The organism is Bacteroidales bacterium (assembly GCA_013141385.1).
Classification (GTDB): Bacteria; Bacteroidota; Bacteroidia; order Bacteroidales; family Tenuifilaceae; genus UBA8529.
Genome location: JABFRB010000049.1, coordinates 1 through 20,822 on the forward strand (window position 1 = coordinate 1; position 20,822 = coordinate 20,822).

The 20,822-nt window shown below is 34.5% G+C and carries 22 protein-coding genes and 1 pseudogene; 18 read left to right on the forward strand and 5 right to left on the reverse strand.

The features are described from left to right. Positions 1-274: 274 nt before the first annotated feature. From HOO91_21150 to msrA, 3 genes are all read right to left on the reverse strand, one after another. The gene (locus HOO91_21150) at positions 275-1,435 is read right to left on the reverse strand and encodes an ABC transporter permease (protein ID NOU20072.1); all 1,161 of its coding nucleotides are present in this window, start codon (positions 1,433-1,435) and stop codon (positions 275-277) included. 61 nt (positions 1,436-1,496) lie between these two features. After that, positions 1,497-2,438 carry an ABC transporter ATP-binding protein gene (locus HOO91_21155; protein NOU20073.1) on the reverse strand — a complete coding sequence of 314 codons (942 nt, stop codon included), beginning with the start codon at positions 2,436-2,438 and terminating at the stop codon, positions 1,497-1,499. A 495-nt stretch (positions 2,439-2,933) separates the two neighbouring features. After that, positions 2,934-3,575 carry a peptide-methionine (S)-S-oxide reductase MsrA gene (gene msrA, locus HOO91_21160; GenBank protein NOU20074.1) on the reverse strand — a complete coding sequence of 214 codons (642 nt, stop codon included), beginning with the start codon at positions 3,573-3,575 and terminating at the stop codon, positions 2,934-2,936. 750 nt (positions 3,576-4,325) lie between these two features. Here msrA and HOO91_21165 point away from each other — a divergent pair. The 3 genes from HOO91_21165 to HOO91_21175 all read left to right on the forward strand — a co-directional run bounded on the left by HOO91_21165 (position 4,326) and on the right by HOO91_21175 (position 8,757). Then, the gene (locus HOO91_21165) at positions 4,326-4,511 is read left to right on the forward strand and encodes a hypothetical protein (GenBank protein ID NOU20075.1); all 186 of its coding nucleotides are present in this window, start codon (positions 4,326-4,328) and stop codon (positions 4,509-4,511) included. A 189-nt stretch (positions 4,512-4,700) separates the two neighbouring features. After that, positions 4,701-6,038 carry an aspartate aminotransferase family protein gene (locus HOO91_21170; protein NOU20076.1) on the forward strand — a complete coding sequence of 446 codons (1,338 nt, stop codon included), beginning with the start codon at positions 4,701-4,703 and terminating at the stop codon, positions 6,036-6,038. A 970-nt stretch (positions 6,039-7,008) separates the two neighbouring features. Continuing rightward, positions 7,009-8,757 carry a hypothetical protein gene (locus HOO91_21175; protein NOU20077.1) on the forward strand — a complete coding sequence of 583 codons (1,749 nt, stop codon included), beginning with the start codon at positions 7,009-7,011 and terminating at the stop codon, positions 8,755-8,757. 398 nt (positions 8,758-9,155) lie between these two features. On the opposite strand, the gene HOO91_21180 is transcribed toward HOO91_21175, so the two are convergent. Then, the gene (locus HOO91_21180; protein NOU20078.1) at positions 9,156-9,344 is read right to left on the reverse strand and encodes a transposase; all 189 of its coding nucleotides are present in this window, start codon (positions 9,342-9,344) and stop codon (positions 9,156-9,158) included. A gap of 106 nt (positions 9,345-9,450) precedes the next feature. After that, entirely contained in the window at positions 9,451-9,825 is a 375-nt protein-coding gene (locus HOO91_21185) for a DDE-type integrase/transposase/recombinase (GenBank protein ID NOU20079.1), read from the reverse strand. Positions 9,826-10,055: 230 nt separating this feature from the next. Between HOO91_21185 and HOO91_21190 the strand changes: the two genes are divergently transcribed. From HOO91_21190 to HOO91_21260, 15 genes and pseudogenes are all read left to right on the forward strand, one after another. Continuing rightward, a complete protein-coding gene (locus tag HOO91_21190) occupies positions 10,056-10,391 on the forward strand; it encodes a hypothetical protein (GenBank protein NOU20080.1) in 336 nt (111 codons plus the stop codon). Between the two features lie 23 nt (positions 10,392-10,414). After that, positions 10,415-10,894, forward strand: coding sequence for a DUF1905 domain-containing protein (locus tag HOO91_21195; protein ID NOU20081.1), 480 nt, complete (start codon positions 10,415-10,417; stop codon positions 10,892-10,894). Positions 10,895-10,899: 5 nt separating this feature from the next. Continuing rightward, positions 10,900-11,250: a hypothetical protein gene (locus HOO91_21200; GenBank protein NOU20082.1), complete on the forward strand. Its 351-nt coding sequence runs from the start codon at positions 10,900-10,902 to the stop codon at positions 11,248-11,250. Positions 11,251-11,280: 30 nt separating this feature from the next. Then, positions 11,281-11,860, forward strand: a pseudogene (gene nudK / locus HOO91_21205) (GDP-mannose pyrophosphatase NudK). Further along, positions 11,861-12,235 (forward strand): DUF4406 domain-containing protein, encoded by a 375-nt coding sequence (locus HOO91_21210; protein ID NOU20083.1) that lies wholly within the window; start codon positions 11,861-11,863, stop codon positions 12,233-12,235. Between the two features lie 10 nt (positions 12,236-12,245). Further along, complete coding sequence (locus tag HOO91_21215; protein NOU20084.1) at positions 12,246-12,707, forward strand: AraC family transcriptional regulator; 462 nt, start codon at positions 12,246-12,248, stop codon at positions 12,705-12,707. Between the two features lie 455 nt (positions 12,708-13,162). Then, positions 13,163-13,582 carry a hemerythrin family protein gene (locus HOO91_21220; GenBank protein ID NOU20085.1) on the forward strand — a complete coding sequence of 140 codons (420 nt, stop codon included), beginning with the start codon at positions 13,163-13,165 and terminating at the stop codon, positions 13,580-13,582. Positions 13,583-13,671: 89 nt separating this feature from the next. Then, on the forward strand, positions 13,672-15,087 hold the full coding sequence (locus tag HOO91_21225) for a SpoIIE family protein phosphatase (protein NOU20086.1): 1,416 nt from the start codon (positions 13,672-13,674) through the stop codon (positions 15,085-15,087). 40 nt (positions 15,088-15,127) lie between these two features. After that, positions 15,128-15,541: a hemerythrin family protein gene (locus HOO91_21230; protein ID NOU20087.1), complete on the forward strand. Its 414-nt coding sequence runs from the start codon at positions 15,128-15,130 to the stop codon at positions 15,539-15,541. 210 nt (positions 15,542-15,751) lie between these two features. After that, on the forward strand, positions 15,752-16,573 hold the full coding sequence (locus HOO91_21235; protein NOU20088.1) for a hypothetical protein: 822 nt from the start codon (positions 15,752-15,754) through the stop codon (positions 16,571-16,573). A gap of 193 nt (positions 16,574-16,766) precedes the next feature. Next, positions 16,767-17,570, forward strand: a complete 804-nt coding sequence (locus tag HOO91_21240) for a DNA alkylation repair protein (protein ID NOU20089.1) — start codon at positions 16,767-16,769, stop codon at positions 17,568-17,570. A gap of 215 nt (positions 17,571-17,785) precedes the next feature. Continuing rightward, on the forward strand, positions 17,786-18,367 hold the full coding sequence (locus HOO91_21245) for a Crp/Fnr family transcriptional regulator (GenBank protein NOU20090.1): 582 nt from the start codon (positions 17,786-17,788) through the stop codon (positions 18,365-18,367). A gap of 76 nt (positions 18,368-18,443) precedes the next feature. Further along, on the forward strand, positions 18,444-19,403 hold the full coding sequence (locus HOO91_21250; protein NOU20091.1) for a quinone oxidoreductase: 960 nt from the start codon (positions 18,444-18,446) through the stop codon (positions 19,401-19,403). A 9-nt stretch (positions 19,404-19,412) separates the two neighbouring features. Then, positions 19,413-20,453, forward strand: coding sequence for a hypothetical protein (locus HOO91_21255; protein ID NOU20092.1), 1,041 nt, complete (start codon positions 19,413-19,415; stop codon positions 20,451-20,453). Between the two features lie 77 nt (positions 20,454-20,530). Next, positions 20,531-20,692, forward strand: a complete 162-nt coding sequence (locus HOO91_21260; GenBank protein ID NOU20093.1) for a hypothetical protein — start codon at positions 20,531-20,533, stop codon at positions 20,690-20,692. Positions 20,693-20,822 lie beyond the last annotated feature (130 nt).

Genomic DNA, 20,822 nt, shown 5'->3' on the forward strand with positions numbered 1-20,822 from the left:
ACGAAAAGTCGTCTTTAAACCTGCCTGAAAATTCTATTATGTTTTCCCCTGTAAACTTCATGCGTTCTATGGTTAGAATGCAAATCTAATAATAGTATTTAAATAAACACCTCAATTATTTAATTTGAAAATTGCATAAAATCGAGTGCAATCATTATCAAATTGCCAAATTTCCTCATTTTCAAATTCTCAAATTCTCTCATTGCCAAATTTCCTCATTTTCAAATTCTCAAATTCTCTCATTGCCAAATTCCCTCATTTTCAAATTGATTAATTATTTCACCGCCCTTAAATGCCTCCTTTGGTATAAATACCCACCAACTAAAAAGTAGAAAATACTGAGCAATGTAAGTGTGATGATTTCGGGAAGGATATCCCTTATACCCAAATTCATCACCATAACCTTGTTTATTGCATTAACTGCATGGGTTGAGGAGATGAGTCCATTTAATCCAAAGTCGAACGTTCCTATGGAGAAAAGGGGTGTTGCTTGCACTGGGAACATCGAACCAGAAAAGAACATAAAGAGGAACAACGGGAAAGTTCCAATAACCACCACCTGCGTTATATTCTTACAAAAGGCTGCTAGAATTATGCTGAATGCTATAATCGATATGCAGGTTAGTAGCATAATCAGCAGTAAAGCCCAAAAATCTCCCTGCCCATTAAACCCAAGGCTGATAGCCGTAAAATAGGTTATTACTACTGATATCGCTCCAATTAATATCTGCACCGAGCTTAACCCACCAATGTAGGTAAAGGTTGAAACCTTAGCCATCTTAAGCCTTTTAATTGTCCCCGATTCAATATCTACAACAAATGCAATGGTGGCAGTGTACATCAGCATAACAATTGCGAATATGATGAGGCCAGGAACTGCCATATCAAAATCGTTCAGCTCCGATGATTTCCCAAGTGGAATCTCCTTAAACTCGAATGGCTCCTTTAAACCTTGCTTTTCGAAATAGTTCTTGTACAAATAGTCCTGGATGAATACGCCAGCCATTAGGTATCTCCAATTTGTTACATCACCGGAAAACTCTATGGGTATCTTCATCTCCGCATTTGAACCCTTCTGAGCCAAAGTGGATGAGAACTGCTCGGGGAAAATTAGCAGTAAGTCCGATTTTTTCTGTTTCAAGGTAGATGTTGCGGAATCTCTGCTTGTAACATCAGAAAAAACGAGCATTTGCCCACTTTGATGCTTCATTGAATCGATAATCGATTTACTGTAAAAAGTAGTTACGCCCGATTTACTATCAATTGTACCCTTATCGATATTAAGAACTTGTACCCTGTAGCTATACCCGCTACTTTGGATAATCATTGGGTAGATAAAAACAAAGAATGGTGCTGTTATTAATGTCATAAGCAGAATCCAGAAACTCCTGAATTGCTCACGAATATTTTTTAGGAAGATATTGTAGAATTTCATTGGTATGTGTGTTTGAATATCATTTTTAAACAAATTTGATAAGAGTTCCGAACTCTAGGGTTTAATCCCTTAGCTTCTTTCCTGTTAACCGGATAAAAACATCCTCTAGGGTATTCTCCCTAATCTGAACCTGTTTAATGTTGATATTATTTGCCGATAACCTATTCATTATCTCAGGAAGCAGCTCAAGGCATTGCCTCGATTTTATAAGTAACCTATTCGATTCAGCAGTTAAATTTCCATTCATATCTTTTAATATCGATATTGCTTTTAGGGGCGATTCCTTATCATCCGGCAGGGTGAGCTCAAGGATATTTCCCTCGCCATTATGCTTCTTCAGATTCTCAGGCGTATCCGTAAGTAGTAGCTTACCATTATCGATAATCGCAACGCGTTGTGCCAACCGCTCCGCCTCATCCATGTTATGGGTGGTTAGGATAATCGTTTTCTTTGCCGTAAGCATGTGGATATAATCGCGAACCATAACCCTGCTTTGTGGATCAAGCCCTGCCTCGGGCTCATCGAATATCACAATTTCGGGATCGTGAACCAGCGCAAGGCATATATTTAATCGCCTCTTCATACCGCCCGAAAGGGTTTTTGCAAGCTTATTCCTTTTATCATACAAGCCCATATCGAAGAGTAGCTTTAGGGAGTTCCTTTTGGAATTGGCACTTGCAATATTGTACATTGCACCCATAAAGGTTAGCTGCTCCAAACAGGTCATCATAGGCCAAAAGATATTATCCTGTGGGCAAAGACCCACCGTTCGGCTTGTGCTATGGTTATTATCTATCCTATTCCCGTTAACCAAAACCTCGCCCGAGGTGGGGGAGAGAAGCCCGCATATCATATTTATTGATGTACTTTTCCCAGCACCATTCGGGCCAAGGAACCCGAAAATCTCGCCCCTATTAATAGTTAAATTCAGATTATCAACAGCCACTAACGATCCAAAGCTTTTGGATAGATTTTTAGTTTCAATTGCGTATTGGGTGGTCATATTCAATTGGTTTTTATAGTTGATGCTATATTAAATAAACCCCAACCCCTTAAAGTAAGGGACTATAACAGATTTTACAAGTTAGTTTTATATTTTCATTTTTCATTAATCATTTTTCATTCAATTTACAATGCTCTAGGGGTTTTATAACCGAATTAGACTCTTTCAGGTCTTGTAGACTCTGAAAGGTCATTGCAAATACTCACTATTATCGCGGACTCACTTACATCAAATACAACTATCGCATTTTGCGATACCTGATCGTAATTTATTTGAAGGGGGTGAATTACGGCTGTTTCAAATATCCTATCAAGAGTATTCATTTTACCATCATACTTTTGGATAAGCAAATGTGGTAAAATAATTTGAAAATTAGGCAATAAATCGATGTGTCAATTAATCAATGTGCCAATGTTTTAATATGCCAATATGCCAATGTTTAACTCCACATTGTTTAATTGCTCAATTGGCATATTGTCTCATTGTCCCATTGCCTCATTTCTTCAAATACTCCTTAAACAGCTTCTCAAACTTTTCAACCTTGGGGTTTATAACCATCTGACAGTATGGTTGCTTGGCATTGTTCTCGAAATAATCCTGATGGTAGCCTTCAGCCTTATAAAAATTCCTCAAAGGCTCAATTAGGGTAACAATAGGATCACTCCAGATACCCGATTTGTTAAGCAAGTCCTTAACCTCTTGGGCAACCCTTTTCTGCTCATCGTTACTATAGAAAATAACCGAACGGTACTGCGTACCAATATCCGCCCCTTGGCGGTTAAGCATGGTTGGATCGTGGGTTTTAAAGTAAATCTCAAGGATTTTTGCAAGGGGGATAACTGAAGGATCGTAAACCACCTGTATAACCTCGGCATGACCCGTTTCGCCAGTGCAAACCTCATTATAGGTAGGATTCTCTGTATGTCCACCCGAATAGCCCGAAGCTACGCTAATTACACCATTCACCCGGCTATATATTGCCTCTATGCACCAGAAACAGCCAGCACCTAGGGTTATTGTTTCGCATTTTGATGTAGGTTCCATATATTCTTTTTTTGTTTTTCCTTGGCCATTGACCTTTAGGGTTAATAGCGTAATAATTAGCATGAAAATTATTGTTACCCTACCTTTTATCATTGCATCAATTTTTTTCAATTAACAAGTAGTATTCATGGTTTGTTCACGTTCCGCAAATTTTAAAGGTTTAAACACTTTTTGTGAAGCCGAATAATATCAGAAATTGAAATTTTCGTAACTATTCAGCATTGGACGAAATAAAAACCACGGAGACATAGAGAACATAGAGAGGCACAGAGATGATTATTCAAAAAGATATTTGTATTCTATGCCATTAAACAATTTGCCAAGTTGTTTAATGGCTATTTTCCTGTAACTAGTGAAACAACTATTGAAATAAAACTCTGTGATCTCCGTATCTCAGTGGTGAATAGTTACAAATTTTCTTTGGTCACATAAAAAGACACTTTCGCATTTAAAATGATATTATTAATCAATTAAAAATAATAGTTAAACAAAATAGTGATACGTTTAGCTAACAAATTAGACAATAAACGTAACTTTGTATAAATAATTGTTCTTTAATAGGATACAAGCCAAAATGGTTGAGAGATTATGGTTTCATTTTGTTTATAGATGGTTGGTTGTTGAGATACAAAAGATTAAAACGGGTGAATGTTAGAGTGAGTTTATGTGAATTTTTTGGCCCACAATTTTAAGAAGTTTGAGATTTTCGTTTAAATATTATTAGCAATTTTTTGCATTCCAAATTCGAATAGGTAGAATCTAGAAACCACCTTAGAAAAGGATGATTACTAATATAAGCCAAAATCGATAAATGTATGTTTTGTCTAACATAAAACCAATAGAATGAAAGCATCAACCAAGTTAGCTAGTTTATTGTTCCTAATTATTGCAGCAATTAATGCTTTAGCACAAACAGGATCGAAAAGTAAAACATCTTATCCTCATTTAGCCACTACAGGAGGATTTTCCCCTAGTTCTTCGCAACTTATATTCATTCCACTAGCAGGTTTTGATATTACCTTTAGATGAGCTGGATTCAGAGCAAATAATCAGCTTTTAAGAACTTCACCAAAATTTGATATTAATGGTTATTCAAAACCAATTGAGTTGGTGCTAGCTATTCCTAATCCGAAGGAAAACAATTCCAATATTTTGCTAGGTATTACATTTTACATATGAACAATTACAAACCTTTATGTACAAAAAAAAACAAAACAGATGACGAAAATTTGGACTAAAAAAACACAAGAAGAAATAAAGGAAATCGTATTCGATGCACTTAATAAGAATGTGGATTACGACAAGAAAAATATACTTGGTTTACCCGCTTCACGCTTAGATGAAAAGGTATTCAATCATGACGTTTCTTTTTTAAAAGAGGCTCCTTATATGTCTGCACTTTCACAAAACCCTAACCACATTGGTTGTCATACTTTGGGCAAATCCGAACCTTTCTTTAAGGGTACACATGCCATTGAAAAAGAATTGATAGGGATATGTGCATGCGATATTTTGAAAGGTAATTATGATGAACAAGATGGCTACGTAGCATCTGGCGGAACCGAGGCGAATATTCAAGCCATTTGGATTTACAGAAATTATTATCAGAATGAATTTTCAGCTCATCATAATGAAATAGCTATTGTTTGTAGCGAGGACAGTCATTATTCTATAGACAAGGCTGCAAACCTCTTATTGTTGGATATTTATAAAATTCCTGTAAACAATGATACAAGAGATTTTAGTAATAAGAGCGTTGAAAAAACCTTGGAGAGGGCAAAAAACGATGGTAAAAAATATTTCATTATTGTTTGTAATTTGATGACAACAATGTTCGGATCTGTAGATGATATTGAAAAACTTACAAATTCTTTAGAAAAACTGTCTTGTGAATTTAAACTTCATGTTGACGGAGCTTTTGGAGGATTTTATTATCCATTTATCAATGAAAACAGCCAGCTAACTTTCCAAAATCCTGCAATTACTTCCTTTACACTTGATGCCCATAAAATGGCTCAATCTCCTTATGGCACTGGAATTTTCTTAATTAGAAAAGGTTATATTAAATATGCAAATACTCAAGCCAGCTATGTTGAGGGGACAGATTATACACTAATAGGGAGTAGATCAGGGGCAAATGCCATTGCTGTTTGGATGATTTTATCTAAAAATGGACCTCATGGTTGGCACGAAAAAATATTCATTTTACAAAAAAGAACTGACTGGATGTGTAAATCTCTAAAAGAATTGGGAATAAAATACTATCGAAACCCAATGTCAAATATAATAACTATTAGAGCAGAATATATCAATCGTGAAATAGCTGTTAAGTATGGATTAATTCCCGATGATCATTTGAACCCAAAATGGTTTAAAATTGTAATAATGAACCATGTTTCTATTGAGAAACTAGCTTTACTTGTTGAAGAAATTAGGAACACTGTACACAATAAATCAGAACTTATAGCGAACCGACATGCCACGCATGAAACCCCAGTTGAACGACATTCCGGCAGATTAATCTATGGGCAGATCAATGGTATTTTTGTTCAGTAACAGAAATATTGGAGGTAGGCATAACATGTATGAACTGCTTTCAGCGTATTTTCAATTATGCTTTTAGTCTTTTGCGGTTCGTAAAAAGTCTTAGAAATTCCATTCTGCCCCACCGCCATGAGGTAGTCTATTCCGGTCTTACCAGATTTATAAACAGCCTACTGCTAGTGCGGATTTGCAAATCCATGCTAGCATTAAGGGCAATAAATAAAGCAATAGGAAATAAAACTAAAGCAAGAGAAATAAAGTTTTTGTAGTTTATTGGTTTGATTTATTGAGTTTAATAAGCACGATAATAAACCCATGCTAGCCGATAATATAATATTTAGAGCCTATCCATATAGTCACCCGATTGCGTCATTGCGAGCGTTTTTTGCGAAGCAATCTACTTATTTTCAACATAAAGATTAGTTTCGCTGAACTTGCAAACTCGGTTGTTTCACTTCGTTCGCAATAACAAGTTTATGAACAGATTCTACTCAGTACAGCTTTGAGCCTTTATGGCTATGAATTGTTTTAAAATTCACCCTTAACTGCTAGCTAATTTTATTTACCTAACAAGCATCAATAGCTTTGATTTGTTCTAACCTAGCTATAAACGAAAAACCAGCTAGATTATTGAATTCAGGCTGGTTTAACCCTAACTTAGGTTGCTAGATGCTGGATACTAATTGCTAGATGCTAGTTACTAGTACCCAGTAACCATCAGCTTAAACCTCGCTTGGAAATTACACTGATACAAGAGCTTATTATCTGCAACAATAAACAAACTGAATATATTTACACGCATATTAACCCCTGTGGTTTACAGAAAATTTAAAATCCTTATGAAAATATATAAAATATAGTAACTTTGAATAAATTGTACTAAAAGGTTTGTATATAAATTTATAAAATATTTACAGGTATGTTTTTGATATATATACAAATAAATTGGACATTATTTAAAAAAAAATAAAAATTACATGCTATGGCAAGAAACAATTTTGAAATTATTAGAAATGCTGGCTTTGATGCAACTGTGCATTTTTCATTAGGAGCAATTACCGATTTGATTAAACATGCAATGCTACAGGGAATGATACCAAAAGGTTTTTCTCAAGACACTGAAGATGTAACATTCTCACCTCCTACTATTATTGCAGATTTAGTTAACGGTAACCCCATTCCAATTCCTCAAGATATAGAGGTAGATGATGAAAATGATAATAAGGTTCCTTTACAAGATCCGGTTTATCCTCAGGATCGTCAGGAGCAGGACATTCTTTTAAAAGTTAGCATGGAAGTTAAAATCAATTCAACTGACCTCATGCTTCAGCTACTCGATGTAAATATAATTAACACCACCATAGAGTTATTACTGCGCCCATACTTTTCGCCATCCGATGGTATAGGTTTTATCCGTTATAATTTTCAGTTAAATATTGTATCAACAGAACCAAACGTATTAGATTCTAATATTCATACAACTTTATTAGCACCAAAAATATTATCGGCCTTTTACCCAGTTATTGTTGATTTAATTGGCAAATTAAAACTTCCTATCCCAGAGATTGAAGGATTGAAAGTTACAGCTATTCGGATATGGCCGAATTTAGATAATGATGAGCCAACAACGTTTAGTATTGGTTTTGGAGGCGAAAATCCTAAAGCAGAAAACTTATTGGGACTCCTTGATAATGGGGACGATTTGATGATTACCATTGGGAAAAAGCTATTTGATCAACGAGTTACAAAATTTAGCGATGACAACTACCCAAGTTCATCCTATAACCGTGACGAAAAACGTACTGAAACAGTTAAGTCTGTTAAAATCAGCTTGGGGGATGATCAATTATATTTGAAAGCAAAAATTGATATCGATGATCATGATGCTGGTCTTCTCGAACCAAGCTCCGCAGAAATTACAGTAAGTGGTCCTTTGTATCTTACTCTTAGCGCAAATGGGTTGGAATCAAAATTAAATGCAGATGGAAGTGACCTAGATGTAGATATTGATACTAATTGGTTTTTTGATCTTACACGAGTATTTTTGGATATAATTACCCTTGGTCTTGCTGAAATTGGATTTACTCCAGGAATAAATGATGCTGAAGATAATGTGCGTGATTCAACTTCTGATAAAATAGCCGAAGGATTCAAAGATGCATTGCTAGGAGCTTACCCATCGGGTTTAGAATTTGCTGGGAGAAATATTTTTTATACCCGCGAAAGCTTAGTATTATGGAGCGCCCCAGGCTGTTTAATTATTAAAGAAGATATAATGATGTTGGGCGGTGCTGCAAGGGGCGGTATAAAACACGCTCCCAGAAAAGACTTAACCATTTGTGCAACACATCACCCTCATAATAATATTAAAACGTATGGTTTACGTGGGAAAAATGAAGCAAATGATAATCTGGCATTTTCATTAAAGAGAGAGAGAGCAACAAGTCAATGGGTGGATAAAAAATTCTCAGTTGAAGGCATGGAGCTAATAAAAAGAACAGCAAAAATAACCATAGACGGAAAAGAGCAGAAACAGACTACTCTATACTTAAGAGACCATTACAACAAGAAAGAGGAAGGAATTGGAGATAATACTAAATTCGATAATCTACTTCAACAGGAATACTTTAATCCAGAAAACTCTGATTATGCCATTGCAAATGAATGGGAGCCATTAACAACCAATAAGCGTTACGGATTTAATAATGAGAACGAATTAGTGGAATTATAATTAATCATTGTTGTTCGATGAAATTTTGAATGTAATCAGTAATAGAATGTTTATTAATATTACGCTCCTCTGCAGCTTTTCAAGCGGTAGCATCGCGAAAATATTTGTAGAGAAAGAGATAACTAATAGAGATATAAGCCCTGTAAGGGCGTAATATTTTTCAAAACCTTGTTGTTAATATATTTTATGAGATTGCATTTATTTTTATCGAACAGCAGTGATAGTATATATTGCCCAACAAGCGTTTGACTCGTCCTAAAAAAAGTTTACAGATTAATACTTAAATCCGAGGTTAGATTTACCATTAAAAATTAATCCTGAGATTGGTTTACAATGATAGGATTCTTTTTGTAATAATTATTCCATAATCTATTTGTTTTTAAACTTTGTTGATGAACCTAGCTTGGGTAATGATTTCCGATACTCATATGATGCCTATCCTCGTTGTAAAGATACACTGCACGGGATAGAACAACCTTTGCATCACCTATTGATTCTACAGGGCTATCACTAAGGTACTCATTTTTTAGTATACCATTCAATCTCTCGGCGATTGCATTCTCCAATGGGTCCCCATTCTCAGTCATGCTTATTTGAATGCGGTAATCCTGCAATAGTTTTACGTAGTCATGCGAGCAGTACTGCACACCTCTGTCCGAGGGGTGAATTAGCCTCGGATGACCCTCTGGCTTCTCAAAGGCCTGAGAGGACCATCCGCAAAGCCTGTATCGTCTCCACGGTTTCTAGCGTTTGAGCCACATGGTAGCCCACCACTTTACGGGAGAACGCATCGGTTATAAAGCTGATGTATACATGGCCTCCGTTGATTCTCCAGTAGGTGATGTCGCTTACCCAGAGCTGGTTCGGCGCTGTTGGGGTAAATCCATGGATCAGGTTGGTGTATTTTCTGAGCCAATGATGCGATTGGGTGGTTTGTACCCGCCTCTTCCTCTTTCTTACCAGCATATGATTGGCTGACAGCAAATCGAACAGGGCATCCCTGCCCAGCCTAATCTGGTGCTCCAGCATAAAGGGTTGAAGCCTACCGTAGAGCTTACGCGTACCCATCCTTCTGTGATTCTCACGGATCGTGGAGACCGCCCTCAGCTTCGAGGGAACAAATTTCTCATTTGAAAAATATATTAATCAACAATTTGAAAAAAAGTAGAATCCTACTGACATAAGGTTGTCATATCACCATATTACCTTTGCTCAAAAAAAATATGAATACAAAAGTAATTACAGCAGTTTTATTTCTTGGAAGTCTTATAGGTTGCAGTCCGGAAGGACAAAAACAAGTGAAAGTTCAATCTTCAAAAGGGCAGGTTGTTGAGTTAGCACCTTTCATTCTGAAAAATGGGGTAACAGAAGTAAGCCTTCTTGATGCATCTGAAACATTACAAAAAGAATTTTTAGTCAAACAAACTGGTTTTATAAAAAGGGAACTTGTAAAAAAACTTACTGGCGAATACATAGATATAGTTTATTGGACCAGTCAGGAAAATGCAGATAGAGCTAGCCAAAATGCTATGAATAGTCCAGTGTGTTTTGCCTATTTCCATTTAATGAAAGAAGCCGACCAAAATGATCCCAATGCAGGTGTTTCACATTTTGTAATTATTAACGAGTATTAGTTGGCAATACATAATACAGATAAATGGAAAAAACATTGGTAAATAAAGAATATCTGCTTGAGAAATTTCCAGGAAAAGGCGGTTGGACTTATGCTGCAATTCCGGAAGTTTTGCAAGACAAACATTCTCCTTTTGGTTGGGTTAAAGTGAAAGGCAGCATTGACAATTATGAATTTAAAAATTATCATTTAATGCCCATGGGAAACGGGTCACTTTTTTTGCCGGTTAAAGCAGATGTAAGAAAAAATATTGGTAAAAAAGAAGGTGATTGGATAAATGTTGTTTTATATGCGGACAATGCGCCTACAGAAATACCTCAAGAATTATTGATTTGTTTAATGGACGACCCAACCTCTCATAAAGTATTTTTAAGTTATTCCGATGGTGAGCAAAAGGCATTTATTGATTGGATATATTCAGCTAAAACTGACGACACAAAAGTTGAACGCATTGTCAAAACACTTAATAAACTTGCAAAACAGCAAAAATTTTACGATAAATAAACAACATGAACGTAAATCTAAAAAATGCATCAATTGTTGGAATTATACCAGCAATTTTGGAAGGAATATTGATTTTTTCTGTTGAACCTACAATTAATTTATGGCTTTTATCCCAAGCCATCCTATTTTGGTTCACCTGTGGCTTCGTTGTTTATTTGGTAGATGTTGGTTTGCCGAAAATTATTAGTGGAATTCTATTCACTATGTTTTTAAGTTTACCTTGGTATATTGCTGAATCGGTTTCAAAAGACAAACCTGAACATTTAGTACCTTTGATTCTTGCAAGTATTGTTTTGGGAATTATAATAGGAATTGCATCAAAGAAATTGAATAAGACGAATGAAAAAAACAAATAGCTACCAGCAGTAATTTAATACAACTCCATAATGATTGGCAACATCAAAATTTTAAATACAGAAATTCTCTCGGACAATTAGTATATACTTAGAAAGATAACTTATGAGTATTCAAAAAAAAGACGGATCCAAACAAACTCAAAGCCGCGAGGCCTACGACAGGGGCAACGGAGCAACTATTTTGCTTTATAATAAATTATTGAAAATCGTAATTCTTACGAGACAATTTCGGCTTCCAACCTATGTAAACGGAAATGAAAATGGAATGTAAATCGAGGCTTGCGCAGGGTTATTGTACAAAGACAATGTCGAAGATTGCATAAAAAGAGAAACCGAAGAAGAAACAGGTTATAAAGTTACCGATGTCCACAAAATATTTGAAGCATATATGTCGCCAAGTTCTGTAACAGAAATAGTTCATTTTTTTATTACGGAATATTCAAAATCAATGAAAATTGGCGAAGGTGGCGGAGTTGAACACGAAGAGGAAAATATCGAAGTTCTAGAAATGGAAATAGAAAAAGCAATGAAAATGATAGAAACAGGAGAAATTAAAGATGGGAAAACAATCATGTTACTTCAATATATAAAACTTCAAAACCTAATCTAAATGGGAAACAAAAAATCATTATTAATTTTAGTTGCCGGACCTTACCGGTCTGGAACAAAAGACATTCCAGAACTAATTGAAGCAAATGTCAGGGCGATGAACGAAATGGCATTGGAACTTTATAAAATGGGACATTTGCCGGTTTTGGGTGAATGGTTTGCGTTACCCATAATAGAAACGGCTGGTTCTAAAGAAATTGGCGACAAAATATTTAATGATATTTTTCATCCAATTGCAGTGAAACTTATTGACCATTGCGACGCTGTTTTAAGAATTGGAGGGATTTCATCAGGCGCAGACGAAATGGTAAACATCGGAATGCAAAAAGGGAAAATAATATTCAAAAGTAAATCAGAAATAGACAAACTTCTCTAAAAAAACAAATATGAACATGATAAATATACCGAAATTCAAATTGATTGGTCTTAAACTCGGCAACAAAACAACTAACGAAAACGGACAGTCAGGCATTGACTGTGGTAACTTATGGCAAAAGTTTGAGACAGAAAATTTTGCAGAAAGAATACAAAACAAAGTAAGTAGTGAAATTTACGCAGTCTATTACAACTATGATGGCGACTATACCAAACCGTTTTCATATTTTATTGGCTGTAAAGTAAAAAATAATTCTGAAATACCTCATGGTATGGACAGTTTAGTAATACCCGCAGGAAATTATTCAAAAGTAATTGCTAAAGGGAAAATGCCTGATTGTATCACTAATTCTTGGAAAAAAATTTGGAGTTCCAATATAGCCAGAACTTATCAATTTGACTTTGAAATTTACGATGAACGAAGTAAAGATTGGAGCAATGCGGAAGTAGACATTTTCGTTTCTTGTAACTAAAAAAAATGAAATTGCTTGACCGACAAAATAGAACAACGAACCGCTAACAAAGGCTATATGCAATAAGGATTTCAGTGGTAATTCAAGCGTTTTGACCCGCTCAAACTTTGGTGTCGGTGGACAGGAAAGTAGCCCGCAATTCCTTACTGCATATAGCCTCGGCCGTTACCAGCAAGGTAATCTGTACAACGGCGGAAGCACTTTCCATACAACGAAACGAAAAAGAAAGAAGAAGCCCACGCACAAAAGCAGAGTATGTGAGCCCTTTCCCTGTATGCCTCCCGTCGCTGCCATACACAGCTTTTCTTTCCCCCGCTCGCTTTGTCGGAATGTTTTCAACCAGTTCCGATTAAGCAACCTGTTTATTAATAATTTTTTAACCTAAATAAACAATTAAATAATACAATTGTTAATAAATTTGTCCCCATTTTAAACAATGAACTAAAAAAGGAAATATGAGTAAAATTTTGATAAATTGGACAGATACTTATTCTATCGGGTATTCTGAAATTGACAATCAGCATAAGAAACTCGTGGAAATGATAAATGTGCTGTATAACGCATTTTCGCAAGGAGCGGTTGAGAATGTAATCAGAGATATTTTAGATGAGATGATTAAATATACTGACTATCATTTCAAAAATGAAGAAAAATATTTTGAAAAATACGCCTATTCTGATGCCCAAGAGCACATTAAACAGCATGAAGAGTTTGTATTAAAGGTGACTGATTTTTACCAAGAGTATAATAGAGGTAGCGAAACGCTTACTTATGATATAATGCATTTCCTGAGAGATTGGCTTTTAGAGCATATTAAAGATTCGGATAGAAAATATAGCAGTGAATTTCAGGAAAAGAGTATTGTTGAATTATAAGTAATTAATATCTAATCACTACCAGACTATTAATACATTATAGGCAGTTTGATTACTATAAAAAATTTGAATCCCTAAATTAAGTAAACATGATTAACGCATATACTCCATTTGCCGCTTCTCTATCAAGAATATTTCAAATGGATGTTAAGAATATCGACAGTAATGAGGTACTGCAAAAATCATTTGATGAGCTATTATCACTACCCTGGTCGTTGTTTCAAACAAATACTTCCTTCTCTTTTATTAAAGAAAATAATGAATTTAAACCCGTTAGGCAAAATACTAATTCTGAAACATGTGCTAAATGCAAAATTGATGATTCTGGTCACTGCTTATGTAAAACGGCTTTTTCTCTTAAAGAAATAACTTTTTGCAATAATGAACGCCAACATTTCCAGATTGGAAAAGTCAACCTGAAGGAATCTGGTCATTATTGTGTTCCCCTAATTTGGCAAGATGAAATGTATGGAATTTTCATTCTGAATGCCAATCAGGACTTAGTACAGAATGACTTCGAAATAGAGTTTTTTAAAGCCGCAACAAATGCGATTGCAAATATTGTTGGCAACAAAAGATTTGAGGAAGAGCTGCAAATCAAAGCCCAAAAACAGAATGTTCTTAACCAAAAATTATTTGCTCAAAGCCTCGAAATTGACCAAAAGAATTTAGAAATTGAGGAGTACAATAAAAAATTACTTGCTTTAAACGAGGAGCTATCTGAAAAGAAAATAATTATTGAAAAAGCGCATAAGAATATTCTCAGCAGCATTGAATATGCAAAAACAATACAGGATGCACTACTAACGAGTAAAGAGTTAATAAATTCTTGGATTTCTGAATATTTTATCTTTTTTAAACCTAAAGAAAAAGTAAGTGGAGATTTTTACTATATAAATAAACTTGATGATAATTTAATTTTTGCAGTTGGCGATTGTACAGGACATGGTGTTCCTGGTAGTTTTCTTACAGTGCTTGGAATTACCTATTTACAAGATATTGTTAAACGAAGAGAAACTTACAATCCAGGTGAAATGCTGAATATGCTGCGACAGCGGATTAAAGAAATTTTTAAATCTTTCGGTTCTAATAATAGAAACGGATTGGATATAGCATTATGTTCCATCAATACAAAAACAAATGTTCTGCAATATGCAGGTGCAAACAATCCATTATATATTATTCGTAATAATGAACTTATTGAATATAAAGCAACAAGGAGCCCTATTGGCTTCTATCCAGTGGAAAGAACATTTGAAAATAATGTGATTAATTTAGAGAATGATGACCTTATTTACATATTCTCCGATGGATTTCAAGATCAATTCAGTGGAAATAACAACGCAAAGTTTACTCCAAAACGGTTTAGAAAAATGCTCTTAGATATTCACAAAATGCCATTACCAAAACAAGAAGAAATTATAACAGATACTTTGCAGCAATGGCAAAATGATATTGCGCAACTTGACGATATTACAATAATGGCGTTAAAATGGGAAATGTAATACAAATTAAAAGTTATCTATCTGATTAATAAACAATAATATGATTACGGAATTTTTGAAATGGGATAATTCGTTTAGCGTAAAAGTTAAAGAAATTGATGATCAGCACAAAAACCTTGTGAACATGTTAAATGAATTATATTCAGCTTTTATGAATAAAGCGCACGAAGACAAGATTGAGAAAATAGTATCATCATTGGTCGATTATGCTGTATATCATTTTAAAACTGAAGAAAAATACTTTCATCAGTTTAAATATCAGGATACTGAAGAGCACATTTTTGAACATAATGAGTTTAAAAAGACAGTATCACATTTTCAAGAGAAATTAAAGAAAAATAAAACAGCTCTTACTTATGAAGTAATAAATTTTCTTAGAGATTGGTTACAGAAGCATATTGCGGTTAGTGATATGAAATATAGTAAGTGTTTTGTTGATAATGGGCTTAAATAACCCCACTATTTAGTCAGATTGAAAAAAAGACCATTGCATAAGAACAAAACCCAATTGCGATGAATCAATATGTCTTTGTAGGTCATCAATCGTGAATTGCGAACGCCTAATCGTTTGTTGAAAATTCATAATCGACAATTTCAAACTCCCAAATGCAACCAACCACGGAAACGTTGTACCCCATTAGAATAGACACCAAATACATAAATTATGAACATAGAAAAAATAAAGAATTATAATCAGAAAATGCTTGCAGTTTTTAGTACAATGATTGTAACAGCTGCTGGAATCGGTCTTATATCCTTGATAATATTTATAATCTCGGGATTGATTCCAAATAAAAGACCAACAACAAATACATTACTCGCAGACGATAAAGTTGAAGAGTTAAAAAAGGATAGTCTTAGACAACAAATTATCTCGTATGATACGCCTAGACTTGTAGATACATTGAACCTCATATATTTATTACCTGTCAATGTAAAGACTCTTGAAAAACCCGAAGAAATGGATAAGGAAGTAATCGAACTATATGACATGGACTACAAAATGAGTTCTGGGCGAAAATTTTCAGGTAAAAGATTTTATGGAGCCTTTAATAATCTGATTGTTTATGATTATAAAAATAGTACATCTTTCAAGATTAGTGATTCAAGATTTATTGGCACTGATTTGTCCTTTGAATATTTTGACGATGAAATAATAATTGTATTTACTGGAGCAGAAAGCGATACCGATAAAGACAAGAATATTACTCTGCTTGATTTTAAATCGCTCTTTGTTTATTCACTTAAAACAAGAGAGCTTAAAAAAGTAAGTATTGAAAATTCAACTGTTAATGAAATTAAATATATCGAGAATCAGAAGGATATTCTTATCACCTTTGGATATGACAGGAATAAGAATAATAAGTTTGATTCCGATATTGAGCCGACATTTGTAATGAAATATGATTACAAGAAGGATAAATTGATTCCAATTGTGGACAAAGTCCTTGAAAAAGATTTACAGAAAATTATTGACAAAAACTAACGGGGTACAACAGCCACTAAACCCAATCAGGGCTTGATTTGCAGATGAGAAAGTTTTTCCTACCTTAGCGTAACCGTTAACGGGGGACAGGGAAACGGTTTCAAACTCCCTGTCTGGGCTTAGCGGCAAACCGTTAGCGGTCATTGTAAAAAAACGACGCGAGTACTGAAGAATAATTGATAATAAACTTCAAATGACTGAATTAAAACGAAAAGGCTCGAAATCGACAAAAGATATTCCAAAAGATATTTTGGAGGAACTAAATAACGGACAAATTGAAACCGCAAATTTAGTAGAATGGTTAGCTGTTAATCAAAGACTTCTGCTTGAAAATCTGTTAAAAAACTCAGGCCGAATAAAATATTTAAAACCAATATTAACAGACATTGACAATTTGAAAAAGCAAACTGTCAATACTATAAATGAGGCAATTGGGACAGGACTTTTCAATCAATCCACCTTAAATAGTGACACAGAAATATTGACAATTATTGCAACACACAAATCTGATTTGGTTCGTTGTTGGGCAACTTACACAATAGGTAGAAATCAAAAATTGAACATAAAACAAATACTTCAACAAATCCAACCTTTTTCTGCAGATAACCATTTTGGTGTAAGAGAAATTTGTTGGTTAGCGGTTAGACCCATTATTGCAAAAAACTTGACCGAAAGTCTTGAAATACTATCAAAATGGACAAGCCATAAAGATGAGAATATTAGACGATTTTCAAGCGAAGCAACGAGACCACGAGGTGTTTGGTGCGAACATATCGAAGAACTGAAACAAAATCCTGAATTGGGTTTGCCAATTTTAGAACCATTGAAATCTGACAAATCCAAATATGTGCAGGGCAGCGTTGGAAATTGGTTGAATGATGCAAGTAAAACACAACCTGAATTTGTTATAGACATTTGCAATAAATGGGAGAAAGAAAGTAAGACAAAAGAGACGGCATACATAATTAAAAAAGCGTTACGAACAATTGAAAAATAGAATACGAAAGAAAAAACAACGAACCGCTAACATGCGGTATAAAAAATTGCCTAGACAGTAGGTTATTCAAGAGCTGTAGCCCGCTTCAACTTTTCGTGTAATTTGACAGGAAATCGCCCGCAATCCCTTACTGACCATATTGTCAAACGTTAGCGGTCATTGTAAAAACTAAACGAAATGCATAGGTAACGTCAATAAAATAAATGCTATCGAAAATGATAAACGTTAATACTGGATTTCCCATCTTCTTCAAGCATATAGCAGACTACACCTCTATTACAGGAAATGACTTTGAAGATATTATTACTTATTTTACAAAAGTCAATTTGAAAAAAGGGGATGCATTGATAAGAATGGGGGATAAAGTTGATAATACATACTGGGTGTTAAAGGGTTTACTTATCTCTAACTATACTGATGATACTGGAAATACCTATGTAATACAATTTGCAAATGAAGGTTGTTGGATTACTGACCAGCAGGCATTCTATTATCGGGGAAGAGCCATTTTTGACATTATTTGTCTCGAACACACCGAGTTATTTTCTATTTCTTTCGAAGATAGAGAAAAGCTCTGTTCCGACATACCAAAGATGGGAGACTTTTTTCGTAAAAAAATCAACGAAAGCTATGTAAAACAACAAAAACGGCTGCTTACGTATATGACAAAAGATGCGACAGAGCGTTTTAACATACTCCGCAATGATTATCCTGAATTATTTCAAAGAGTTTCCAAAAAACTATTAGCTGCCTATTTAGGCGTTTCACGAGAAACGTTGAGCCGTTTAAAAAAATAAAGGGTTCTATTTAAAAAGTGATGTGGATCACTCAAATTCAACTTTTATAAGATGAACTTTGCAGAAAAAAAATAGAATGAAAGCATTAACGTTCTCAATACATGGCTCTACTGATGTACTTGAGTATAAAGAAGTAAGTAATCCTACATTAAAAGAGGCTGAACTATTGGTTGAAATGAAAGCTATTGGGCTCAATTTTGCTGATACTATGCGACGTAAAGGCGATTATGCCATTAGAGGCGGCTTGCCTTATATTAATGGTTTTGAAGGAGCTGGCATAATCAAGGACAACAATAACAACCCTCTGTTTAAAATTGGCGATAGAGTAGCATTTGCCGATGTTCCTTTTGCAAATGCAGAACTAGTAGCAGTACCTTTTGAAAATGCAATCCCATTGCCAGAAGAAATAAATTTTGAAACAGCAGCATCAATAATGCTACAAGGACTTACAGCTCATTATTTAGTTAATGACAGTCATAAAATAATACCGGGTGAAAATGTACTCATCCATGCTGTAGCAGGTGGTGTTGGACAATTGCTTATACAAGTATGCAAAATTGCAGGAGCAAAAGTAATTGGTTTAACATCTTCTGAAACTAAAAGGGATACTGCACTTTCATTGGGGGCAGATGCTGTTTTTTTATACAGTGACGATTGGAAAAAAAAGGTAATTGGGATCTGTCCTTATGGCTTTGATGTTGTTTATGATAGTGTAGGAAGTACAATGGCTGATAGTATTGCCGTGACAAAAACCTTCGGACAAGTTGTATTCTTTGGTATGGCTGATGGAAAACTCGAATTAGGTGATCCGCATCTAATTATAGGAAATTCAATAACAATAACAGGCGATGACTTGTGGAATTATCTTTCGTCAAGAGATCAGCGGCTTTTTAGGTCGAGGCAATTTTTTGATTTGATAATTGAACGTAAGATTAAAGTTTCGCCCCCAACTTTATTCAAATTATCAGATGGGAAAAAGGCACACGATTTCATGGAAAGTAGAAAAAGTACAGGTAAAATTCTTTTAATTCCTTAAAATATATAGATGAAAAAAAATACAATTCTTTTCGTTCTTTTTATATCCACCCTGCAACTATTTGCACAGAAAAATAATACAGTGACACTTTCGGTATTTGCAGAAACTGAAAATCAATGGACAGGTATAGCCATCTCGAAAACTGACAGGTTTTTTGTAAACTTTCCAAGATGGTCTGCTGAAACACCAGTATCAGTAGCTGAAATTGTAAACGGAAAATTGATTCCTTTTCCAAATGCAACTTGGAATAATTGGGATCCAAAGACTATATACAAGAATAAATTCATTTGTGTTCAAAGTATTTACATTGACGATTTAAATACACTATGGGTTTTAGATACTGGATATGAATTGGCAACAGATTCAACAAAAGAAGCACATCTATATGGTTTTAATCTTACGGATAATAGTTTGCAAAATGAATATGTATTCCCAAACGAAATAATTACTGGGAAAGCTTATTTGAATGATTTCCGGATTGATAACAAACGTAAAGTTGCTTATTTTTCTGATTCGAACGTTGGCGGTATTGTCATTCTGAATCTGAAAACAAAAGAAATAAGGAGAGTATTATCACAACACCCATCTACATTGTCGGAAGTTGAAAAAATTGTAATCGAAGGATATGAGAGGAATCACCCAGTTCAGTCTGATGGCATTGAATTGGATGAAAAGAAACAGTATTTGTATTATTGTGCATTAATGGGCAAAAATGTATATCGCATTCCAACAAAAGCATTATTAAACAAAAAAAACACCGATTCTATCCTTGGTGAGCGAGTAGAAAAATTTGCACAAACTGGGGCTAATGACGGAATAATTTTTGATAAACAGGGCAATCTTTACTTGAGTAGCTTAGAAAAAAATGCAATAGGTAAGATAGACAAAAAAGGTACTTATGAAGTTGTCATTAGGGATTCAGGGATAAAGTGGCCGGATTCTTTTGCGTTTGACAGTAAGGGAAATTTGTATTTTACTATTTCTCAAATACATCTACCAAAGGAGAAAAGGGGAGCTTATAAAATATACAAAATGACATATTTAAACTAATTTTACTACACCAGTTAATCAAAATGGATGTAATAAAACAACCAACCGCTAACATCACACTATAAAAAGAATAATGTATGAATCACTTTAAAAATTTAATCATAACAATCAGTTTAATAACAGCCGCATGTCGGTCGTATTCGCAAGCTTTTAATAATCAAACAATCAATGAATCGGTTACTAAAATTGCTTCGCTTGTAAAAGAGAACTATGTTTTTGAAATGCGAATTAAGGGTTGAAATTACTTTACTAATTGGCTAGTTAAATATTTGAAAATCAATAAAATAGTGTCGGGAATATTTGTTTAAAACATTGGGAATCAGTATCTTAAACGATTAATCTCACTTAATCCGTCTAAGCATGATTCCC